General features: G+C 68.5%; 12 protein-coding genes. 7 read left to right on the top strand and 5 right to left on the bottom strand.

What is annotated here, in order from left to right; all coding sequences use genetic code 11:
* The first annotated feature begins 103 nt into the window (after positions 1-103).
* Both E8A74_RS17940 and E8A74_RS17935 read left to right on the top strand, forming a co-directional pair.
* A complete protein-coding gene (locus tag E8A74_RS17940; RefSeq protein WP_232379624.1) occupies positions 104-2,104 on the top strand; it encodes a TonB-dependent receptor plug domain-containing protein in 2,001 nt (666 codons plus the stop codon).
* The gene (locus tag E8A74_RS17935) at positions 2,101-3,210 is read left to right on the top strand and encodes an HmuY family protein (RefSeq protein ID WP_232379623.1); all 1,110 of its coding nucleotides are present in this window, start codon (positions 2,101-2,103) and stop codon (positions 3,208-3,210) included. Before E8A74_RS17940 ends, E8A74_RS17935 begins: the two co-directional genes overlap by 4 nt.
* Positions 3,211-3,222: 12 nt before the next feature.
* On the opposite strand, the gene E8A74_RS17930 is transcribed toward E8A74_RS17935, so the two are convergent.
* A complete protein-coding gene (locus E8A74_RS17930; protein WP_232379639.1) occupies positions 3,223-5,127 on the bottom strand; it encodes a serine hydrolase domain-containing protein in 1,905 nt (634 codons plus the stop codon).
* A 96-nt stretch (positions 5,128-5,223) separates the two neighbouring features.
* On the opposite strand from E8A74_RS17930, the gene E8A74_RS17925 reads away from it, so the two are divergent.
* Entirely contained in the window at positions 5,224-6,804 is a 1,581-nt protein-coding gene (locus E8A74_RS17925; RefSeq protein WP_136930242.1) for a tetratricopeptide repeat protein, read from the top strand.
* A 74-nt stretch (positions 6,805-6,878) separates the two neighbouring features.
* Here the strand turns inward: E8A74_RS17925 and E8A74_RS17920 are convergent, their stop codons facing one another.
* The gene (locus tag E8A74_RS17920) at positions 6,879-7,700 is read right to left on the bottom strand and encodes an acetate and sugar kinases/Hsc70/actin family protein (protein ID WP_136930241.1); all 822 of its coding nucleotides are present in this window, start codon (positions 7,698-7,700) and stop codon (positions 6,879-6,881) included.
* Between the two features lie 71 nt (positions 7,701-7,771).
* Here E8A74_RS17920 and E8A74_RS17915 point away from each other — a divergent pair, with 71 nt between their 5' ends.
* Positions 7,772-8,302 (top strand): mismatch-specific DNA-glycosylase, encoded by a 531-nt coding sequence (locus E8A74_RS17915; RefSeq protein ID WP_136930240.1) that lies wholly within the window; start codon positions 7,772-7,774, stop codon positions 8,300-8,302.
* 4 nt (positions 8,303-8,306) lie between these two features.
* On the opposite strand, the gene E8A74_RS17910 is transcribed toward E8A74_RS17915, so the two are convergent.
* The 3 genes from E8A74_RS17910 to E8A74_RS17900 form a co-directional block, all read right to left on the bottom strand.
* Complete coding sequence (locus E8A74_RS17910; RefSeq protein WP_136930239.1) at positions 8,307-9,086, bottom strand: DNA alkylation repair protein; 780 nt, start codon at positions 9,084-9,086, stop codon at positions 8,307-8,309.
* A gap of 77 nt (positions 9,087-9,163) precedes the next feature.
* On the bottom strand, positions 9,164-11,851 hold the full coding sequence (locus tag E8A74_RS17905) for a hypothetical protein (protein WP_136930238.1): 2,688 nt from the start codon (positions 11,849-11,851) through the stop codon (positions 9,164-9,166).
* A 70-nt stretch (positions 11,852-11,921) separates the two neighbouring features.
* The gene (locus tag E8A74_RS17900; protein WP_136930237.1) at positions 11,922-13,586 is read right to left on the bottom strand and encodes a nitrite/sulfite reductase; all 1,665 of its coding nucleotides are present in this window, start codon (positions 13,584-13,586) and stop codon (positions 11,922-11,924) included.
* Between the two features lie 527 nt (positions 13,587-14,113).
* Here E8A74_RS17900 and E8A74_RS17895 point away from each other — a divergent pair.
* From E8A74_RS17895 to E8A74_RS17885, 3 genes are all read left to right on the top strand, one after another.
* The gene (locus tag E8A74_RS17895; protein WP_136930236.1) at positions 14,114-14,860 is read left to right on the top strand and encodes a hypothetical protein; all 747 of its coding nucleotides are present in this window, start codon (positions 14,114-14,116) and stop codon (positions 14,858-14,860) included.
* Positions 14,857-15,666 carry a hypothetical protein gene (locus E8A74_RS17890; protein WP_136930235.1) on the top strand — a complete coding sequence of 270 codons (810 nt, stop codon included), beginning with the start codon at positions 14,857-14,859 and terminating at the stop codon, positions 15,664-15,666. The genes E8A74_RS17895 and E8A74_RS17890 overlap by 4 nt, the downstream gene beginning before the upstream one ends.
* A gap of 140 nt (positions 15,667-15,806) precedes the next feature.
* On the top strand, positions 15,807-17,063 hold the full coding sequence (locus E8A74_RS17885) for a hypothetical protein (RefSeq protein ID WP_136930234.1): 1,257 nt from the start codon (positions 15,807-15,809) through the stop codon (positions 17,061-17,063).

Genomic DNA, 17,063 nt, shown 5'->3' with positions numbered 1-17,063 from the left:
AAGAACAAGCCGACGACCCGTGCAAACGAGCGTCCTCGGCTTGTTCTTGACTTCCTCGGCGTTTCCATCTAGAAGTTGAAAGTCACTTTCATCTACGCCGCAGATGAGACTTTCGACCTCGGCCGTCCTCCTCCTTGGGGCATCGCTGCTGCCTGCGGCGGTGGCGCGCGCCGAGGAGCCTGCGCCGAGCGGGAAAGACAAGGACAAGGGCGCCGAGGTCGTCGTCACCGGGACGCGCATGCCGGAGCAGAGCCAGCGTGCCACGGTGCGCGTCGACGTCGTCACACGCGACGAAGCCGAGCGGCGCGGCGCGACGAACGTGGCCGAGGCCATCGCGGGGCAACCCGGCGTCCAGATCAACCCCTCGGCCTACGGCGACATCGGCAATCCGAGCGCCATCCAGATCCAGGGCCTCGACCGGCAACGCGTGCTCGTCCTCGAAGACGGCGAGCGCGTCATCGGCGACGTGGGCGGGGCGATCGATCTTTCGAGAATGCCACTCTCGGACGTCGCCCGCGTCGAGGTCGTCGCCGGGCCGATGAGCTCGCTGTATGGCACGAGCGCGATCGGCGGGGTCGTCAATGTCGTCACGGGACAACCCCTGCACCCGGGCTTCAGCGGGCGGGTGCGCCTCGAAGGCCGCAATCGCCGCGGGGTCATCGCGCAGGGCAATGCCGCGTGGCGCGGGGAGCGGACGTGGGCCACGCTCGACGGCAATTTCTTCCGCACGGACGGGGTCTCGCTCCTCGAAGACGCGGTCGACCTCGCGATGCCCTCGCGCCTGCAAGGAATGCTCGGGATGCGGCTCGGCGCCGAGCTCAACGCCCGCACGCGCGTGCAAGCCCGCGTGCGCTGGCTCCACGACGCATCGGAGGGACGGCAAAGCCAGGTCGTCCCGGGCCTCGGGACGTACCGGATCGACCTGCCGCAGCGCACGAATCGATTCGCCGTCCACCTCGTCGAGCTCGTCGACCTCGGCAAAGGCTCGACCCTGCGCCTCGCGCTCGGGCAACAATGGGCGTTCGACACGACCCAAAAAGACCGCTACGAATCGCCGATCGACGAGACCCGTGATCGCGAGGCCTCGCTCTCCAGCCTGGAGGCGACGGGCACCATCGCGGACGGACGGCGCACGTGGGTCGTGGGCATGCGCGCCGAGGTGGAAAAACTCTCGCAATCACTCACGCGCGCCGAGCTCATCAGCGGCAGCGTGCAGACGAGCACGATCGAGGAGCTCGTCCCCGTCACGCTCGGCAGCATCGCGGGGTATGCGCAGCTCGGGTGGAAGCTCTTCGATTCGCTCACCCTGCTCGCGGGCGGCCGCGCGGAGATGCACCTGCGTTATGGCGGCGTCGCCGTGCCGCGGCTCGCGCTCTCGTACCAGCCCTTGCCCAGCGTGACCGTGCGGGCCTCCGTCGGGCGCGGGTTTCGCGCGCCGGCGGCGAAGGAGATCGGGTTCGCCTTTGATCACGGCGCCCTCGGGTATCGCGTGCTCGGCAACCCGAACCTCAGCCCCGAGACGTCGTGGGGCACGAGCGGCGACGTGAGTTATCGCTCGAAAAACGGCTTTCTCGTCCGGGGCAGCGTCTTCGCGAACTGGATCGACGGCCTCATCGACATCGACATCCGGCCGGCCGCGAGCCAGGGCGGCATCGACGATTACACGTACCGCAACATCGGCCGGGCGCGCACGTTCGGCGCGCAGATCGACGGCGCTTGCACCATCGCGGGCGTGCTGCGCGCGGAGGCCGGGTATTCCTACTTGTGGACGCGGGACGACGAGAACCAGCGTCCGCTCGAAGGGCGCCCGCCGCACACGGTGGTCACCGCGCTCCGGGCCGATTTGCCGCTCCGGCTGGAGCTCGTGCTCCGGTATCGAATGGTCACCGACGCCTTCCTCGACGAGGGCTTGCGCACGCCTGGCTTCCAGACGATCGACGCGCGGATCGCGCGTCCGATTTTTCGTGGGGCCCGCGCCTATGCTGGGGTGCTCAATGCGCTCGGCGCTCAGAAAGACCCGACCCGCTTGGGCGACCAGCGGCCGGTCCAGGGGCGGACCCTTTACTTTGGCCTCACGGCCGACATTCCCGCGGAGGAACCATGAAACGATCCATTTGGGCCGCAGCTTTTCCGCTCCTTCTTTGCGCCTGCAGCGAGGAGGTGGGCAAACCTTCCACGACGGGCGAACCCCCCCCGAACGAGGACACGGGCGCGACGCTGGAAGTGCCCGTCCCCGCGCAGGGACGTGTCTACGTCGCGCTCGAAAAACCCGAGATCGTCGTGCCCGAAGGCGACACTTCGGCCTCGACCGCCTGGGATCTCGCATTCGAAAAATTCAACGTCTTCACGAACAGCGGCGCGTCCGGGTCCGGCGAGGGCGGGGCGTTCGGTCCGCTCGACGCGGCGACGTACGACGAAGGGATCGCGCCGGCGATCCCGTTCCTGACGAAGGACGAAGCGGGCGGCGCGTTCCGCGATTTCTGGGCGTACGACCCGAGCGTCCACGTGCTCTGGGTGCGTTACCACGTCTTCGGCGTGCGTGATGCGGACAAGCAATGGAAGGTGCAGGTCCTCGGGTATTATGCCGAGCAACAAGGCGCACCGGTGGCGGCCATTTATCGCATCCGCTGGGCCGAGGTGACGTCCGCCGGCGTGGGCGCCACGCAGACGCTCGCCGATCTCGACGGCACCGCGGGGGGCTCGCAGGCGCCCGAGGACGTGCCGAGCGAATGCCTCGATCTCGGCACGGGCGCGCGGACGAAACACACGCCGGCCGAGGCGCTCACCACGAAGGACTGGCACCTCTGCTTCCGCCGCGCCTCGATCAGCGTCAACGGCGATCTCGGCGGGCCGCGCGGCGTGACCGCCGTGGATCTGCACGCGAGCGAGACGAAAGACGAGACGCTCGATATCGTCAAGACGCGCACGGACGACTCCGAGCTCGCGCGGTTCGACGCGGTCGGGCATACGGAATTGTCCGATCCGAAGCTCATCTGGCGGGGCGACGGCATCTTCAGCGCGTTCTCGGACTACTGGATCGATCGGGCGGCGGCCACGCCCGCGCCGGCGGACGCCTCGTGGCTCGTGCAATCGGCCTCGGACGGTGTTTCGCGGTATCTCCTGGTCTTCGACCGCTTCGAGGGCGCGACAGCCGACGGGCCGGGCAAGGTGGTCCTGCGCGTCAAGCAAGAGGGCGTCGCGACGCAATGAGCCGGTACGCCTTCATTGCGCGCACCGCGCGGCTTCCCCGGGCACCGGGAAAAACCGCACGCCATCGATCTTCTCGGCCCCCGCCTTCCGCATGACCTCCACGGCGAGCGGATATCGCTCGCAGGCAAGGCGGAAGCTCGCCCGCGTGGCGCCGTCGCTCCCGATCACGTCGCCGATTTGGCACGCCCCGCGAATCTCCTTCAGGCTCGCGAGGGATGCCTTCATGCGCGCCACATCCACGCTCGTGTCGAAGAGATCGGCCGCGGCGGCGTCGTCCCATCGGTTCAGGAGCCGGACGAATTTGTCGCCGCCCGACGCGAGCGCGCTCGGCGGCGGCAGCACGCTGTGGAAATCGAGGTACTGGATCCGCGGCGGCGAGGTCGGCGCGAGCGTGAACGAAACGCCGATCCACCCTTTCTCGCATCCGAGCCGGAACGTGCCGCGAAGCGCGTTCTCCGCCTCGATCGTCCCCTCCTCCCGGCACGCGCCGTGCGCCGCGCGGAGCGCGTCGAGGTCCGCCGCCCATCGCTCGCGTGGTTTGTCGAGGAAGATCGAATCCGCGAAGTTCGCGTCCGCCTCGGCGTCGCTCCATTTCGCGACGAGGCGGCTCGAGGCTTCCTTCGCCCGCACGAGCGCCTCCGAGGGCACGAACGCGCGCGGCACGAGCGCGCCCGTCTCGTGCAGGCGCCGCAACGCCTCGCGCGCGACCCGCCACATGGGCGCGTACGTGAGGTTCGACATCGCGATCACGCCGACGCCGTGGTCGGGCAAGAACTGGATCACCGACCCATACCCGGGCAAACCTCCCGTGTGCGAGACGCCTCGCGTGAATTCGCACGTCTCGAACGTGCCGAGCCCGAACGAATAGCCGGTCGCGCGAACGGACGGCGGCTCGTCCCCGAGCCCCGGCGAGGCGAAGAGGCCCGTCGCGCGGCCCGTCACGTGCATTTCGCGCAGCGTGCTCCGCCGGACCGGACCGTCCTCCCGCTCGTCGCGCGGCGGCCACGCCGAGAGATGATACGCCACGTAGCGCGCCATATCGGCGAGCGATGCATACAGCCCCCCCATGGCCCCGAACGCGCCGTGCGGCAGGTTCACCTCGGGCACGAGCCGATCGCCCTCCTTTCGATATCCCCGCGCGAGGTGCCCCTTTTCGACCATCCGTTCATCGAGGACCGTCCGGTTCATCCCGAGCGGCGAGAGGATCCGCGCCCGCAGATAGTCCGCGTAATCCATCCCCGACACGTTCGTGATCACGCGCCCGAGGATCGCGAATCCGGTGTTCGAATACTCGAACGCCGAGCCGGGGGACGTCGAGAAGGGGAACCCCTCGCGCATCATCCTCGAAAAATCCGCGTCGGAGAGGCCGAGTTGTCGATCGCCCCAGGGGTTGTCCTCGGGGAACCCGGCGCCGTGGCCGAGCAGGTGCCGGAGCGTGATCGGCGCCGCGTCGCGCGTGGGATAACGAAGGCCGGCGAGCTCGGGGACGTATTGCGCGGCCGGATCGTCGAGCGAGAGCTTTCCTTCATCCCGGAGCTGCAACACGGCCATCGCCGTGAAGCTCTTCGTCAGCGAGGCGATGCGGAAAACCGAATCTTTGTCGACGGGCGCCTTCGCCTCGACATCGGCCACGCCGAACCCCTTGGCATACACGAGCTCCCCATCGATCACGATACCCACGGCCACCCCGGGAACCCCCCGCCGCGCCACCTCGTCCGCGACATATCGCTCGATCGCAGGGAAAGCCTCTTTGAGCTTCTCCTTTCGTTGCGGATCGAGGAACACGGGCGGCTGCATCGTGGGGCGGACGAACTGCATGTCGGGGCCCTCGGCCTTCGCGACCTCGGGCGGCTTCGAGGATCCGCAAGCCGAGGCGAGCAACGCGACGAGGGGCAGACTACGGCGGACAAGCACCATCACGGGCGCATCTTCGCCCTGCCGGCGCGGGCGTGACAACGAAAAAGGGCGGTTCCCGCTTTACGCCGGCGAACGCTCGACGTATCGACGAGCGCCGTGACGATCGATGAGGGGCGCAAAGGAGGGATACGCGCGGCCTGGGAGGCCCTCGGGCGCCATGATCCCGCCTCGGCCCGCGACGTGAATCACGCGCTCGAGGCCGCACGCCTCGCGTTTCGCCTCGGCGATCGACGGCTCGTCGATGCGTGGATCATGCAGGCGCTCGCGCTCGCGTCGGCGGAGGGACCGCGCGAGACGGCCAAGGTTCACCTCGCCGCGGCGAGCGTCGATCGCGGGGCGGGGCGGTTTTCCGGCTGCCAGAAGCACGTCGAGCGCGCACTCGCGCTCGCGCCCGACGACGCCGGCTTGCGTGAGCGCGCGGCGGATCTCCTTCATGCGTTCGGCGCGCGCCAGCGAATCGAAAGTAGTACGGCGCGCCAAACGGGTTTGACCGAGGAGGCCGAAGCGCTCGTGCGCCGCGCCCGGGAGAAGAGCGCGATCGGGGACCCACACGGCGCGATTCGTGATCTGCTCGCGGCCAAACACATCGCGGACGAGGACCAGATCTGGCGCATCGATCTCGAGCTCGTCGTGCTCGGCCGGCAGCATTTCGGGTTCCTCGACGTCGAGGCGCTCACGGCGATCGGCCGCGGCCCGGACGAACCCGGCCGCAAAGCAGAAATCGAGCGCGCGCTCCATCGGCGATTCGTGGCCCCCGCCCTCGATCACGCCGCGCGCCTCGCAAACCGCGCCTGGGACGCGCTGCCGGAGGCCGCGCTCGCGCCGCTCGCCTGGCGGCTCGGAGACCGATTTCGCGAGGAAGAAGGCGAGCTCCCGGCCCCGCGTGATCTGCGGCTCCGCCTCCTCGCGCGCGTCTTTCCGGAGGCCATGCTCGCGCGGCTCGGCGACCCGGAGCACCACACGCCGCCCCCGCTCCGCAGCTCGGCGCGGCACCGCGCGAAGGTTTTGCAATGGTCGATCCGCAGCCGGTCCCCCGCGGAGGTGCTCGGCGAATTCGACGCCATTCTGCGCGATCATCCGCCCTCGCATCACCCCCACGCCTACCGGGGTGAATTGCTCCTCTGGCTCGGGCGCGTCGACGAAGCCGAAGAGGATTTCCGCCGCGGCCTCGCCCAAAGGCCCCGCGCCCGGTGGCTGCACATCGGCATGGGCGCCGTCCACGTGCTCCGGGGCGAACCAGCCGCCGCGCTCGCCTGTTTTCAGCGCAGCATCGATTGCGCGCCCGCGGTCGTGGGTCCCACGCTGTACGGCGTGCGTGCCGAGGCCCATCGATTGCACGGGGACCTGCCGGCGGCCGTGGAAGACCTCACGCGCACGTGCCGCGACACACCCTCCCGCGTGAGCGCCTGGGTGAACCTCTGGCTCGTCGAGGACGCTCTCGAGCACGCCGACGCGCGCGACACGGCCTGGAAAGAGCTCATGCGCCGCGCGCCGTGGCTGCTCGCGGATGCCGCTGAGGAGGCGCTCGGCCTCGCGTTGCCGGCCATCGAAAACGACGACGCACGCCGCGCCACGTTGGAGCACGCGCTCCGGATGCTGCGGGGCAATCGTTCGTCGTCCTGCGTCACCTATTTCACGCGCGAAGGCGAACTCCGGACAGTGTTCGCCGGGGGCTGACCCGGACCCTGCCCTTTGCGGTTCATCGACGTACGCTCCTCGATCGCGGGGCGCATCGTATCGCTCAACCGCGCTCAGGCGGATTCCGCGAGGCGCTCGCCGGCCACGAGGGCCCCCACGGCGCCGCAATACGCGCCGCGTCCGAGAAAACATGCAGAGAGCCCCGTGAACCCGAGCGTCTGCGTGAGGACCTCGACGAGCGCCGGGTTTTCCGCGAGCGTAGAGCCGCCGAGCACGACCGTGTCCGCGCCGGCGAGGCGCGCAATCCCCGCGCACACGAGCGCGATGTTCTCCCCGACGAGCCCGACGAGCGCATGCGCGAGGTCGGCCGGCTCCGTCGACGCGAGCTTCGCAAAATTGGCCGCCGTGAGATACGCCGGAATGGGCGCGCCCTGCGAATACACGTCGCCGACGAGCAGGTCCACCGACCCGCGCTTGCCGCGCGCCGCGAGTGCCGAGAGATCGGCAAACGAGCCCGTGCCCACGAGCAACCTGCCGAGCCCGACGAGCGTGCCGCCGCCGAGCCCCGTGCCGCCCGCGCGCACGGCCGAACCGGCCTCCACGACGAGCACCGACGTCCCCGTGCCGGCCGAGACGAGCAGGTGCCGTCGGGGCAAGATGATGCCCTCCTCGGCCGCGAGGGCCGCGGCGCCGAGCGACCAGGCCTCGAACTCGGAGATGCCCTCCACGGCCACGCCAAGCGCGCTCGCGCCGAGCACGGCCGCGCCGCCACCCGTCGTCACGATGCGCGCGGGAGCAAGCTCGACGATGCGCGCGCGGACGGCCTCGAGGTCATTCGAGGGCCATCGCTCGGTGTGAAGGTCGCCCTGGCGAAAGGCGATCTTCGTGAGGGTCGCGCCGAGGTCGAGGCCGAGGACGGGAGGGGCGGGCGGCATGGTCGACCCACGATATCACACTTCCCGTGGACAAACCTGCCGGAGCGACTAGAATCGAGGTGTTTCTCGTCATGCCGTCCTCCAAGCAAGCCACCCCCGACATCCTCGCTCCGAACCTCGACGCCCTGTTCATCGGGATCAACCCCGGGCTGCTCTCGGCGCAAAAAGGGCACAACTTCGCCAATCCGGCGAACGCGTTCTGGAAGTTGCTCCACGAGAGCGGCCTCGTCCCGCGGCGCCTCAAGCCCGAGGAGGAGACGCGCTTGCTCGACCACGGCCTCGGCCTGACGAACCTGGTCGCCCGCGCGACGCGCGGCGTGATGGACCTCGGGCGAGAGGACTACGACGCGGGCAGGCGCGCGCTCACCACGAAAATCCGGACGTTTCGCCCCCGCATGGTGGTCTTCGTGGGCATCACGGTTTGTCGGAGTTATTTCAACAAGAAGGCCTCGGAGCCCATCCCCTGCGGCGAGCAGCCGGAGGAGATCTGCGGCGCGCGGGTGTTCGTGGTCCCCAACCCGAGCGGCCGCAATGCGCATTTCTCGTACGCCGAGATGCTCGAGCACTACCGCGTCGTCGCCCGCGCGCTCGACCGCGCGTGAACGTTCACGCCCCGCGCGACGTGGAAGCCCTCGGTTTGTCCTTGACCGCGGTCTTCTTCGCAGGCGCCTTCTTCGCGGGCGCGGCTCTCGGGGCCGCGGACTTCGCGCCGCCCGCGCGTTTCGCCTGATGGGCGGCCATCTTGGCGATGTATTCGGCCGCGTCGGGCGTCTTGCAGTTCGTCTCTCCGTGATCGACCTCGACCTTGCCGATCACGCGCGCCGCTTCGAGTGCCTGCGGGCGGAGCGATTCGATGTACCCGCCGATCGAAATGAGAGCACCGTTCATGCCGTAGCGGGTGCGATTCTGCGCGCCGTGGATGTTCTTCTCGATGCGCTTCAAGAGGCGCGCCGCCTCTTTCTCGGGGAGATCGCCCCGCGCCGCCACGCCGGAGAGGACGAACCACCCGGCCGCGCTCGCGAACTCGCCGGGCAGCTCGATCCAGCGCAGCCCGATCGAAAGCGCGTCCTTGCGGCGCGCGGCGAGCGTGGCGACAGCGCCCTCGATCACGTAGTCCAGGGCCACGGCGAGCCACGCGTCGAGTTGGTCCGCGGTGAACGCCTCCGGATCGGCGATCTTCGTGGCGAGCACGCGCGCGTCGTGGATGCCGGTCGCCCACAACACGAGCGCGAGCGCGTGGTCCTGCTTGATGGCCTTGACGAGCTTGTCGAGGTCACCGTACGAGACGCCGAGCGTCGGATCCTTCGCGCCGTGGCGGGCGTAGGTCTTGGCCGTATTCGGTTTGCCCTTCTCGCGCAGGGTCGAAAGGACGGTGTCGAGATCCATGACGGGCTTTCCTCCTCCGCGGCAATACGCAGTGCGAGGCTAGCCCATCACGGAAGCTCGACGAAACGGAAAAACGCCTAAGGCACGAGGCAGGGCGTCTCCCCACAGGGATCGATGACCTTGCCGGTCGAGCGCAGGAACTCGGAGATCTGCAGGCGCGCGCCGGGCTGCACGCGCGGAGCGCCGTGGGGATCGACGCCGTCGCGCAGCGGCTTGTTCTCGACGGGCGGCGGCGGCGTGCCCTTGTTCAGCATGGCGTCGAACGGCCCGGTATCCCACACGAAGACGGCCGAGCCGAAGTGCGGGTAGCTACCGAGCGGCTCGATGCCGAAATACGGCGTCGTGTCGATGGAGCGGCCCGGATTCAGGACGGGCACGTGAATGCCCGCCCCGATCGTGCGCGCCTCGATGTCGGCCGACCATTGCGTGACCTGGTGGTCGGCGAACGCGTTCTGCATGAGCACCGCGTGGGGCGGCGTCTTCGGGAGCGGATCGTTGCCGACGTGCCAGGCATACCCGTTCGTCTCGCCGCGATCCCATAACATCTGCATGGACGAGAAGACGAACCGCCGGTCGAGCTCGTTCGTGTACGCCTGGTCGAAGAAGACCCGGAGCTGATCGAAGCCCGTGGCGCGGTCGAGCAGGACGCTGTAGTTCATGCCCGTGACGCCGAGCACGCCGCGGCGGATGTCCTGCGAGATCGCGACGAGCGCGCCGCCGAGGATGCCGCCCTGGCTGATGCCGTAATAAAACACGTCGCTCGTGTCGATGAGCGGCTGGTTTTGCGGGCCGCCGCGGAACGCCGGGTCCGCGATGAAGCCCTGCGGGTGGATCATGAGCCGCGCCAGGAAGAGGTTGTTCAGGAGGCCCTGCTGGAGCCGGTCGGCGAGCGTGTTCATCCTGCCAAACTGCGTGACGAGCCGCAGGATGTTCTCGTTGTCGCTCGTGGACATGCCGATGAAGTCCGTCGCGCAGAACACGAAGTTGTACGCGTTCGAAAGCTCGCCCGTGGCGGAGCCGCCGTTCACCTGGCTCGCGGCGCCCTGCTGGCCGTGGCCATACAGCGCCGCGCGGCCGGGCACGACGGCCGCCGTCGGATCGTTCCCGTCCGGGAGCGCCGCGCGCGGGATGTTGCAGATGAAGTTCGCCTGGAGCGTGCCATTGCCGTCGAATTGATCGGGCAACCCGTCGTTCGGCTCCGCGTAATGGAAGGACGAGCCCGCGATGCCGTTCGCCTGGTTCAGGTAGTTCGGGACGGTGAACGTGCCGGTGATGCGGCGCGAGCGGTTCGCGTCGGGGTTCTGGAGGACCTGCGTGATCGTGAACGCGGGCGCGGCATTGCCGAGCTTCTCGAAGCCGTCGTCGCGGATGTGGAGCATGCGGCCGGCGAGGCTCTTCGCGCTGGCCACGGTGAACTCCCAGGCGAGGTAGAGCTCCTTGCGCTCGACGCCCGCGCCCGCGAGGACGTCGAAGACCTTCTCCATCGCATCGCGCCGCGCCTCGATCGCCGGCACGTCCGAGGGGATCGCGTCGCGGTAGACCTGGAACGCGTCCGAGGCCTCGATCCCCTGCCCGTCGCTGTCCTTCAAGTTGCGCAGCGCCACGACGTACCGGTGGCCCTCGCGGAAGTTCATGCCCGCGCGGAGGATGAGCGCGCGCGTCGCGTCGCTCGTCGCATACGAATCGAGCTCGCCCCAGACGAGGTGGCGTTCGAGGGTCTCGGCGTCGACCACGACGAGCGGCGAATCGGCTTCGAGCGAGCGTTCCATGTGCGTGATCGGGCCGATCCCGGTCTTGCCGAGGTCGAGCCCCGGCACGTACGTGAGCAGCATCTGGCCCGGGGAAAACCCGTCGGCGCGGTTCCAGTCCGTCGGATCCATTCCGATCCCGCCGGGGCTCACGACGGTCCCCGCCGGGGCTCCCACCGCCGGGGAGAGGTCGACCTCGGCATTGACGGGCATCGACATCGGGTGGAGCGCGACGCGGCGGCCCGTGCTCGTCGTGGGGTCGGCGACGGTGAAATGGTCGTTCGGCCAGGGGAAGAGGCAATGGGCGGCGTCGAGGAAGTCACAACGATCCGCGTTCGTCACGTCGATCGTATTCGGATCGACGTTGAAGACCGGGGGATCGTTCGTGCATTTCACCAGGATCCCCGTGACGTCGGCGCCCTCGACGGTCCCCTTCCCCGCCTCGACGACGCACGTCTGCGCGGGATTCGTGGGCTGCGCGGAGACGGTCACGTCGTACGTGTCGCCGTCGGTCTCCGGCGTCATGAACTGGAAGGCGCCGTCCATCACGACGGGGAGGTCGTCCTTGCCGTTGTTCTGAAGCACGAGGCCCGTGCCCGCGAGGCCCGAGACCGTGCCCCCAATCCAGCGCGGATTCGGCGGGAGCGTCGTGCAATCGACGGCGACGTCCTTCACGTCGGCGCCGGCCACGACGCCCTTGCCCCGCGTGACGGTACAGCTCTGCGCAGGATCCCCGGGCGCTACGGCCACCGTGACGTCGTAGCTGTCGCCGCCTTCGAGCGCGGGCTTGAACGTGAATTCGCCGTCCGCCGCGATCGTGAGGGTCGAGTAGAGCTCGTCGGGGAGGGCGACCTCGAGGACGAGGCCCTTCCCTTCGAGGCCTTTGACAGTGCCTCCGAGGGTGTATTCGGTGGCCGACGCGGACGGCGGGGGGATTTCGATGACGGGATTCGAGCCACACCCGGCCCCGCCGAGGGTGGCGAGCACGAGCGCATAGGCAAGACGAGTTCGACGCATTGGAAGGTCCTCCGTGGCCCGCGAAGCTATCACGGAGGACCCCCCGGCCGATACGCGCCGGTGCGCCCCGTCAGATCACGTCGGTCGCCGCCGCGAATCCGATCCGACCGATGTCGCCCGCGCCCTTGCGCGCCACGAATTCGCGGAAGCTCTCGCCCTCGGCGCGCTCTTGCACGTAATGCCTCGCGATCGCCGCGATCACCTTGGGCGTCTCCTCCTCGGGCACGCGGCCGTCGAGGCGGTCGCCGATCTTCGCGTCCGGGCCGCAGCCGCCGCCGACGCGCAGCGAGTAATGCGGGCGCTCCACGCCGTCCTTGCCCTTCACCATCAGCCCCGTCATGCCGATGTCGGCCACGTGGTGCTGGCCGCACGAGTTCGGGCAGCCGGAGATCTTGATCTCGAAGGCGCCGATCTGCTGCACGAGATCGTCGGCCTCGGCGCGGTTGCCGCCCTCCGACAGGTGCTCACGCACGCGGGCGCCGACGCCCATGCTCTTCGTGATCGCGAGCGAGCAATAGTCCGCGCCCGGGCAGGCCACGATGTCCGTGATGTGCCCGGCGTCGGGCTCGGCCAGGCCGATCTGCGAGAGCGCGCGGTGCAAGGCCACGAGGTTGCCCTCGGGGACGAAGCGCATCACGAAGTTCTGCGTGTTCGTCGTGCGGACCTCGCCGTTGCCGTGGCCCCGCGCGAGCGCCGCGAGCCTGCGCATCTGCTCGGCCGTGATGTCGCCGAGCGGGAGTTTTACCGTTACGACCCGGTAGCCAGGCTGCGTCTGCGCGAGCGTGTTCGTCCTCTTCCAGCGCGCGAAGGCGGCGTCGCCGATCGCCTCGCCGCCCGGGGCCGGCGGGGGCGCCTCCTCGTCCTTGTATTCGCCGAGGTAACGATCGAGCTCCGCCTCGATCTTCGCGCCCTCCTCGGCCTTGACCTTCGCGAGCTCGTCGTCGAGCCGCTTCATGAATTCGGCCTCGCCGAGCTTGCGCAGGAGGAACTTGATGCGCGCCTTCTTGCGGTTCTTGCGCTCGCCGTCCCGCCAGAAGACCCGGATCACCGCGTCGCACGCGGCGAGCACGTCCCGCTCGGGCACGAAGTCGCGCCAGAGGTGCGCGATCTCCGGCGTCGATCCGAGTCCGCCTGCGACGTACACCGCGAACCCGCGCCCCGCGTCCGTGACGCGCGCGAGCAGGCCGAGGTCGTTGATCATGATCTGCGCGTGGTCGCGCGTGCTGCCCGAGAGGCCGATCTTGAACTTGCGCGGGAGCTTCCGGTTGTGCGGGTGGAACAGGAAGTATTGCGTGATCGCGTGGGCGTGTGGCGTGACGTCGAAGACCTCGTCCGCGACCACGCCCGCGAGGTGCGACGCGGTCACGTTGCGCACCGTGTCGGCGCAGGCGCCCACGGTGGTCACGTCCGCCTTCGCGAGGACGCGCTGCAGCTCCACCGTCTCCTCGATCTCCAGGTGATGGAGCTGGATGTCTTGACGCGTCGTGATGTGCGCGAGCCCGAGCGCCCAGCGCTCCGTCACCTCGGCGACCGCATCGAGCTGCGCCGCCGTCATGCGCCCGCCCGGCACCTTGATGCGCTGCATGTGCTTCACGTGCGCGAGCTGCGCGTACACGCCCATCCCCAGGCGCAGCGGGCGAAACTGGTCCGGCGTGATTTCCCCGCGCTTGAACCGCTGGATGTTCTCCGCGTACTCGTCGAGCGTGGCCTGCATACGTGACGCTGCGTCAGACATGGCAGCGAACTTTATCCCTCACTTTTCCGACGCGTCAAGTGTGACAATCTTTCGAAGCCCCCGCAGGAACGACCAGGACATCCTCGGATGCCCGCAGAAGGATGCCCCAGCGAGGCAGGGGAGGCGTCTGCGCGGATCAGAAGCGGTCCAGATCACGATCTGAAGGGCGTCTGCGCAGTGCAGAGATGCACGCGGGTGTGCTTGGGCACAGTCTGCACACGTCAGAGACGGTCCCGGGCACGGTCGGAAGGACGTCTGCGCGGCGCAGAGGTCCTCGGGGGGGACGTCGGATGGATGTCTGCGGCGCGCAGGAGGGGGCGCGTCCCCGGGGGGAGGTCTCTCTGCGCCGGTCCGGTGCGCGTGCAGGCGTCCAGGGAGAGGGATCGGCGGGGCGCAGCCGCCCCGGAGGGCTCGGCGCTTTCCGCACGTGGGGACGTTGAGGTAGCATCCCCACAGGACACGCGATGGAAGACCGAGACGCCTGCGCGAGACGACTGGCCGGACGGATGCCGCTCGTTCATTTCCCGGTGAGCGTGAGATTCGAGGGGTGGAGCGCGTCCTGGTCGGGCCTCGAGAGCAAGGCGGCGCGGGGCTTGGCCATTCCCGACGACGATTTCGGCCGGCTTCGGGGAAATCACGTGTTCGCTTATGCCGGACCGTCTTGCTTCTACAGCAAGCAATGCATCGGCGACGCGCTCCTTTACTTCGATCCCGCCGCCGAGAACGGACGTACGGGCAGCACGACCCCCTTCGACTCCGGCTCGCTCGAAGATCCGTCTCCCAAGCTCATGCCCTGGGCCCAGCAATCCATCGAGGCCCGGTGGACGTTTCTGGAACGGCAGATGATACCGCTCGCCGGCTGGCGGGAGCACTTCGCTACATGGCTCTCGCGCGCCTACGATGCGCCCGATCGGTATCTGGAGACCGCCTCCGATCGGTGCGCCGCCGGCGAACCCGATCGGCTGGATCCTCCCGAGCTCCTCGAACACAACGGCAGCCGCGGGCGGGAGAAGTACGGCCCGAACGAATGCGGGGACCGCAGAGCCTGGACGTGGGAGGTCCGGATCGCCTGGAGACTCCCGTTCGAGCACGTCCGTGCGCTGCACGTGCCGTTCGACGCGCTCCAGCAAGCCCTCGAAGTGGCAGAAAAGCTGCGGTGGAGCACCGGAGAGACGCCGACGATCGAGACCCTGGCCCCCGAGGTGGCGGCGCACTCTCAGACGCTCTACGAAGATTCAGGTAGGGTTTTACGAGAGCTGGTGAAAGACGAATGAGTACGAATGTCTTGCGCCTCGGGACGGATGGCCGCCTGCCCGGGATTCGGGTCGTCGGGTTTCACGGGAAGGTGGGTACGGAGCAAACGCCTGCGCGCCGTGGCCCCGTGCTGGCCGACGAGCACGGACGGCTCGTACGTGTTCTTGAAGGAGAGCGATCTCCACGAGAGGTCCTCGTGGAGATCGACGCCGAGCCTCTCCCGGAGGGCGAGCTTCCCGGGATTGGCACGCGGCTCTCCTCCGTCCCTGCGTTGTTCGGAGATAGGGTCGTGATCGTGGGGGACCGCGAGCGGCGCTCCTCGTGGCGTCTCACGCCGCAGACCTCGGAGACGCGTACGCCATGCGTGGAGGAGTTCGTCGCCTGGCTGGGGGGAACGGAGCCGCGCTCGGAGCGTCTTCGCTGCGAGCGCGTGGATGACGTGGTCGCCTGGGTGTGCTCGCCGGACGAGGCGTTCGCGCTCTGGAAGCGGATCGAAGCGGTGGCCGAGGAGGAGCTCGTCCGGGCGCTCGGGCGGGACAAACAGTCCCTCGTGAACGCGAGTTTCTGGTTGTCAAGGGCGAGCGTGGCGGAGCGGAGCATGTACCTGGCGGCGGCGGGGCTTTCGCGGGCAGGGTCGCCGCACGTGGAGGCGCTGCTCAGGGCGGGGTTGCGAAATCGGACAGAGGAGGAGAGGAGGCGCGGGGCGGAAGAGGCCGCGGCGGTCCTGGAGAAACATTCAGGGACGAAGAACGCGTCGCCGCCGGGTCCCGTGTGCACGAGCTTCCGCGACCGGATGCGCAAGCGCTCCCTCGTGAGGGCTGCGTGATACAAGCGCGGACGATACCGGTCGACATTCCGGGGCTCAATTTGCTCCTCGGTGGAGGCATTCACGTCCTGAAACGCTCCACGGATCACGCAGAGAGCACCACGATTCTCTTCCGAGGGCCACCTGGCTCGGGGAAAACCGTGTTCGGCACGCTGCTCGCGGAGTCGCTCGCGCGCGCATTGGATACCGATGTTGCTTACGGCTGCGTGGAGGTCCTGCCGACAGAGTTCGCCGCGCAGTACGCGGGGATCTTGCGCGAACACGCAAAATCGCGCGTGATCCTGGCGGATGCGCACGCAGCAGACGCCGTGGCGCCGTTTCCCGTACATCCCAAGGGAGATCGAGGAAGCGACATCTTCGCCGGAACACTCGATATCGGCGCTTCAGGGCAGGAGCAAGACGGCATCGTAGCTGCTCTCCTTGGCCTGCTCGACGAAATCGCGCGCGCGGGAGGTTATCCGCGGGTGATGGTGGTGGACTCGCTCTCCGATGGATACAACCTCGGCGCGCAGGCGCCACGGATCCTGGCGGACGAGCTATGCAAGATGGCCGCGGAGCGGGGGATGATCCTCATTCTGCTGGAGGAGACCATGGAGCACCGGCACTCGGCATGGAGCTTCGCGACGGACGTCGTGATCGAGCTGGGAGCGGTGCTCGAGGATTCGCCAAACGATCTTTCGCATCGCGCCGCGCGCCGGATGGTCGTCTCGAAAAATCGGCTGGGGCCTTCGGTGCCGGGTGGACACTCCTTCACGATAGGCTCAGCGCGTGGCCTTCGGGTTTATCCGCGTCCTTGGGTGTATGAGTCGACGACCGCCAAAGGTATCCTCTTCGCAGGCTGGCCCAAGGGGGGACCGGGGATGCAAGCGTGGGGCTCCGGATGGAGTCCTCCGGCAGCCTGGCCCGCATTGCGGGGTAGTGTGGTGGCCGTGAGCGGTCCTCACGGTGTGCGTCGCGCTGCCATGTCGATCGGCGACGCGGAGGAGGCCGGCGTCGACGTGCGGCTGAGCTTCACCCGTGCGGTAGATGATGACGAACCCCAGCAGGGGAGGTTCGTTGTCGACTGTCAAGGACCCTTCCTCAGCGGGGACTGGCTCCTCGCGATCACCCTCGATCTTTGCAACAAGGCCATCCACGAGGGCAAGTCCATCCGGCGCGTCCTCGTCGGAGATCTGCAGGTGATTCGTACATTCCGTGATCCCGATGGGATCCGACGAGCCTGCATGGTGCTCGCACGGGTCCTGCGCGAGCAAGGTGTCCCGATCATCCTCTTCGAGACGGGGACCCATCCCCAGATTTCCGATTTTGCGGACGTAATCGCCTCCCCCTCCGGCGGCCAAGACATCGTCTTCCATGATCTCCGAACCGACGTGAGGCTACAGGCGCCGTTCCCCTGA

Source organism: Polyangium fumosum (genome assembly GCF_005144585.1).
GTDB lineage: Bacteria > Myxococcota_A > Polyangia > Polyangiales > Polyangiaceae > Polyangium > Polyangium fumosum.
This window is presented reverse-complemented; position numbering and strand designations above follow the sequence as displayed.

Coding starts and splice junctions, on each gene's coding strand:
- E8A74_RS17930 (WP_232379639.1), bottom strand. CDS start 5,127: ATGGTGCTTGTCCGCCGTAGTCTGCCCCTCGTCGCGTTGCTCGCCTCG.
- E8A74_RS17900 (WP_136930237.1), bottom strand. CDS start 13,586: ATGTCTGACGCAGCGTCACGTATGCAGGCCACGCTCGACGAGTACGCG.
- E8A74_RS17935 (WP_232379623.1), top strand. CDS start 2,101: ATGAAACGATCCATTTGGGCCGCAGCTTTTCCGCTCCTTCTTTGCGCC.
- E8A74_RS17910 (WP_136930239.1), bottom strand. CDS start 9,086: ATGGATCTCGACACCGTCCTTTCGACCCTGCGCGAGAAGGGCAAACCG.
- E8A74_RS17890 (WP_136930235.1), top strand. CDS start 14,857: ATGAGTACGAATGTCTTGCGCCTCGGGACGGATGGCCGCCTGCCCGGG.
- E8A74_RS17905 (WP_136930238.1), bottom strand. CDS start 11,851: ATGCGTCGAACTCGTCTTGCCTATGCGCTCGTGCTCGCCACCCTCGGC.
- E8A74_RS17940 (WP_232379624.1), top strand. CDS start 104: ATGAGACTTTCGACCTCGGCCGTCCTCCTCCTTGGGGCATCGCTGCTG.
- E8A74_RS17920 (WP_136930241.1), bottom strand. CDS start 7,700: ATGCCGCCCGCCCCTCCCGTCCTCGGCCTCGACCTCGGCGCGACCCTC.
- E8A74_RS17915 (WP_136930240.1), top strand. CDS start 7,772: ATGCCGTCCTCCAAGCAAGCCACCCCCGACATCCTCGCTCCGAACCTC.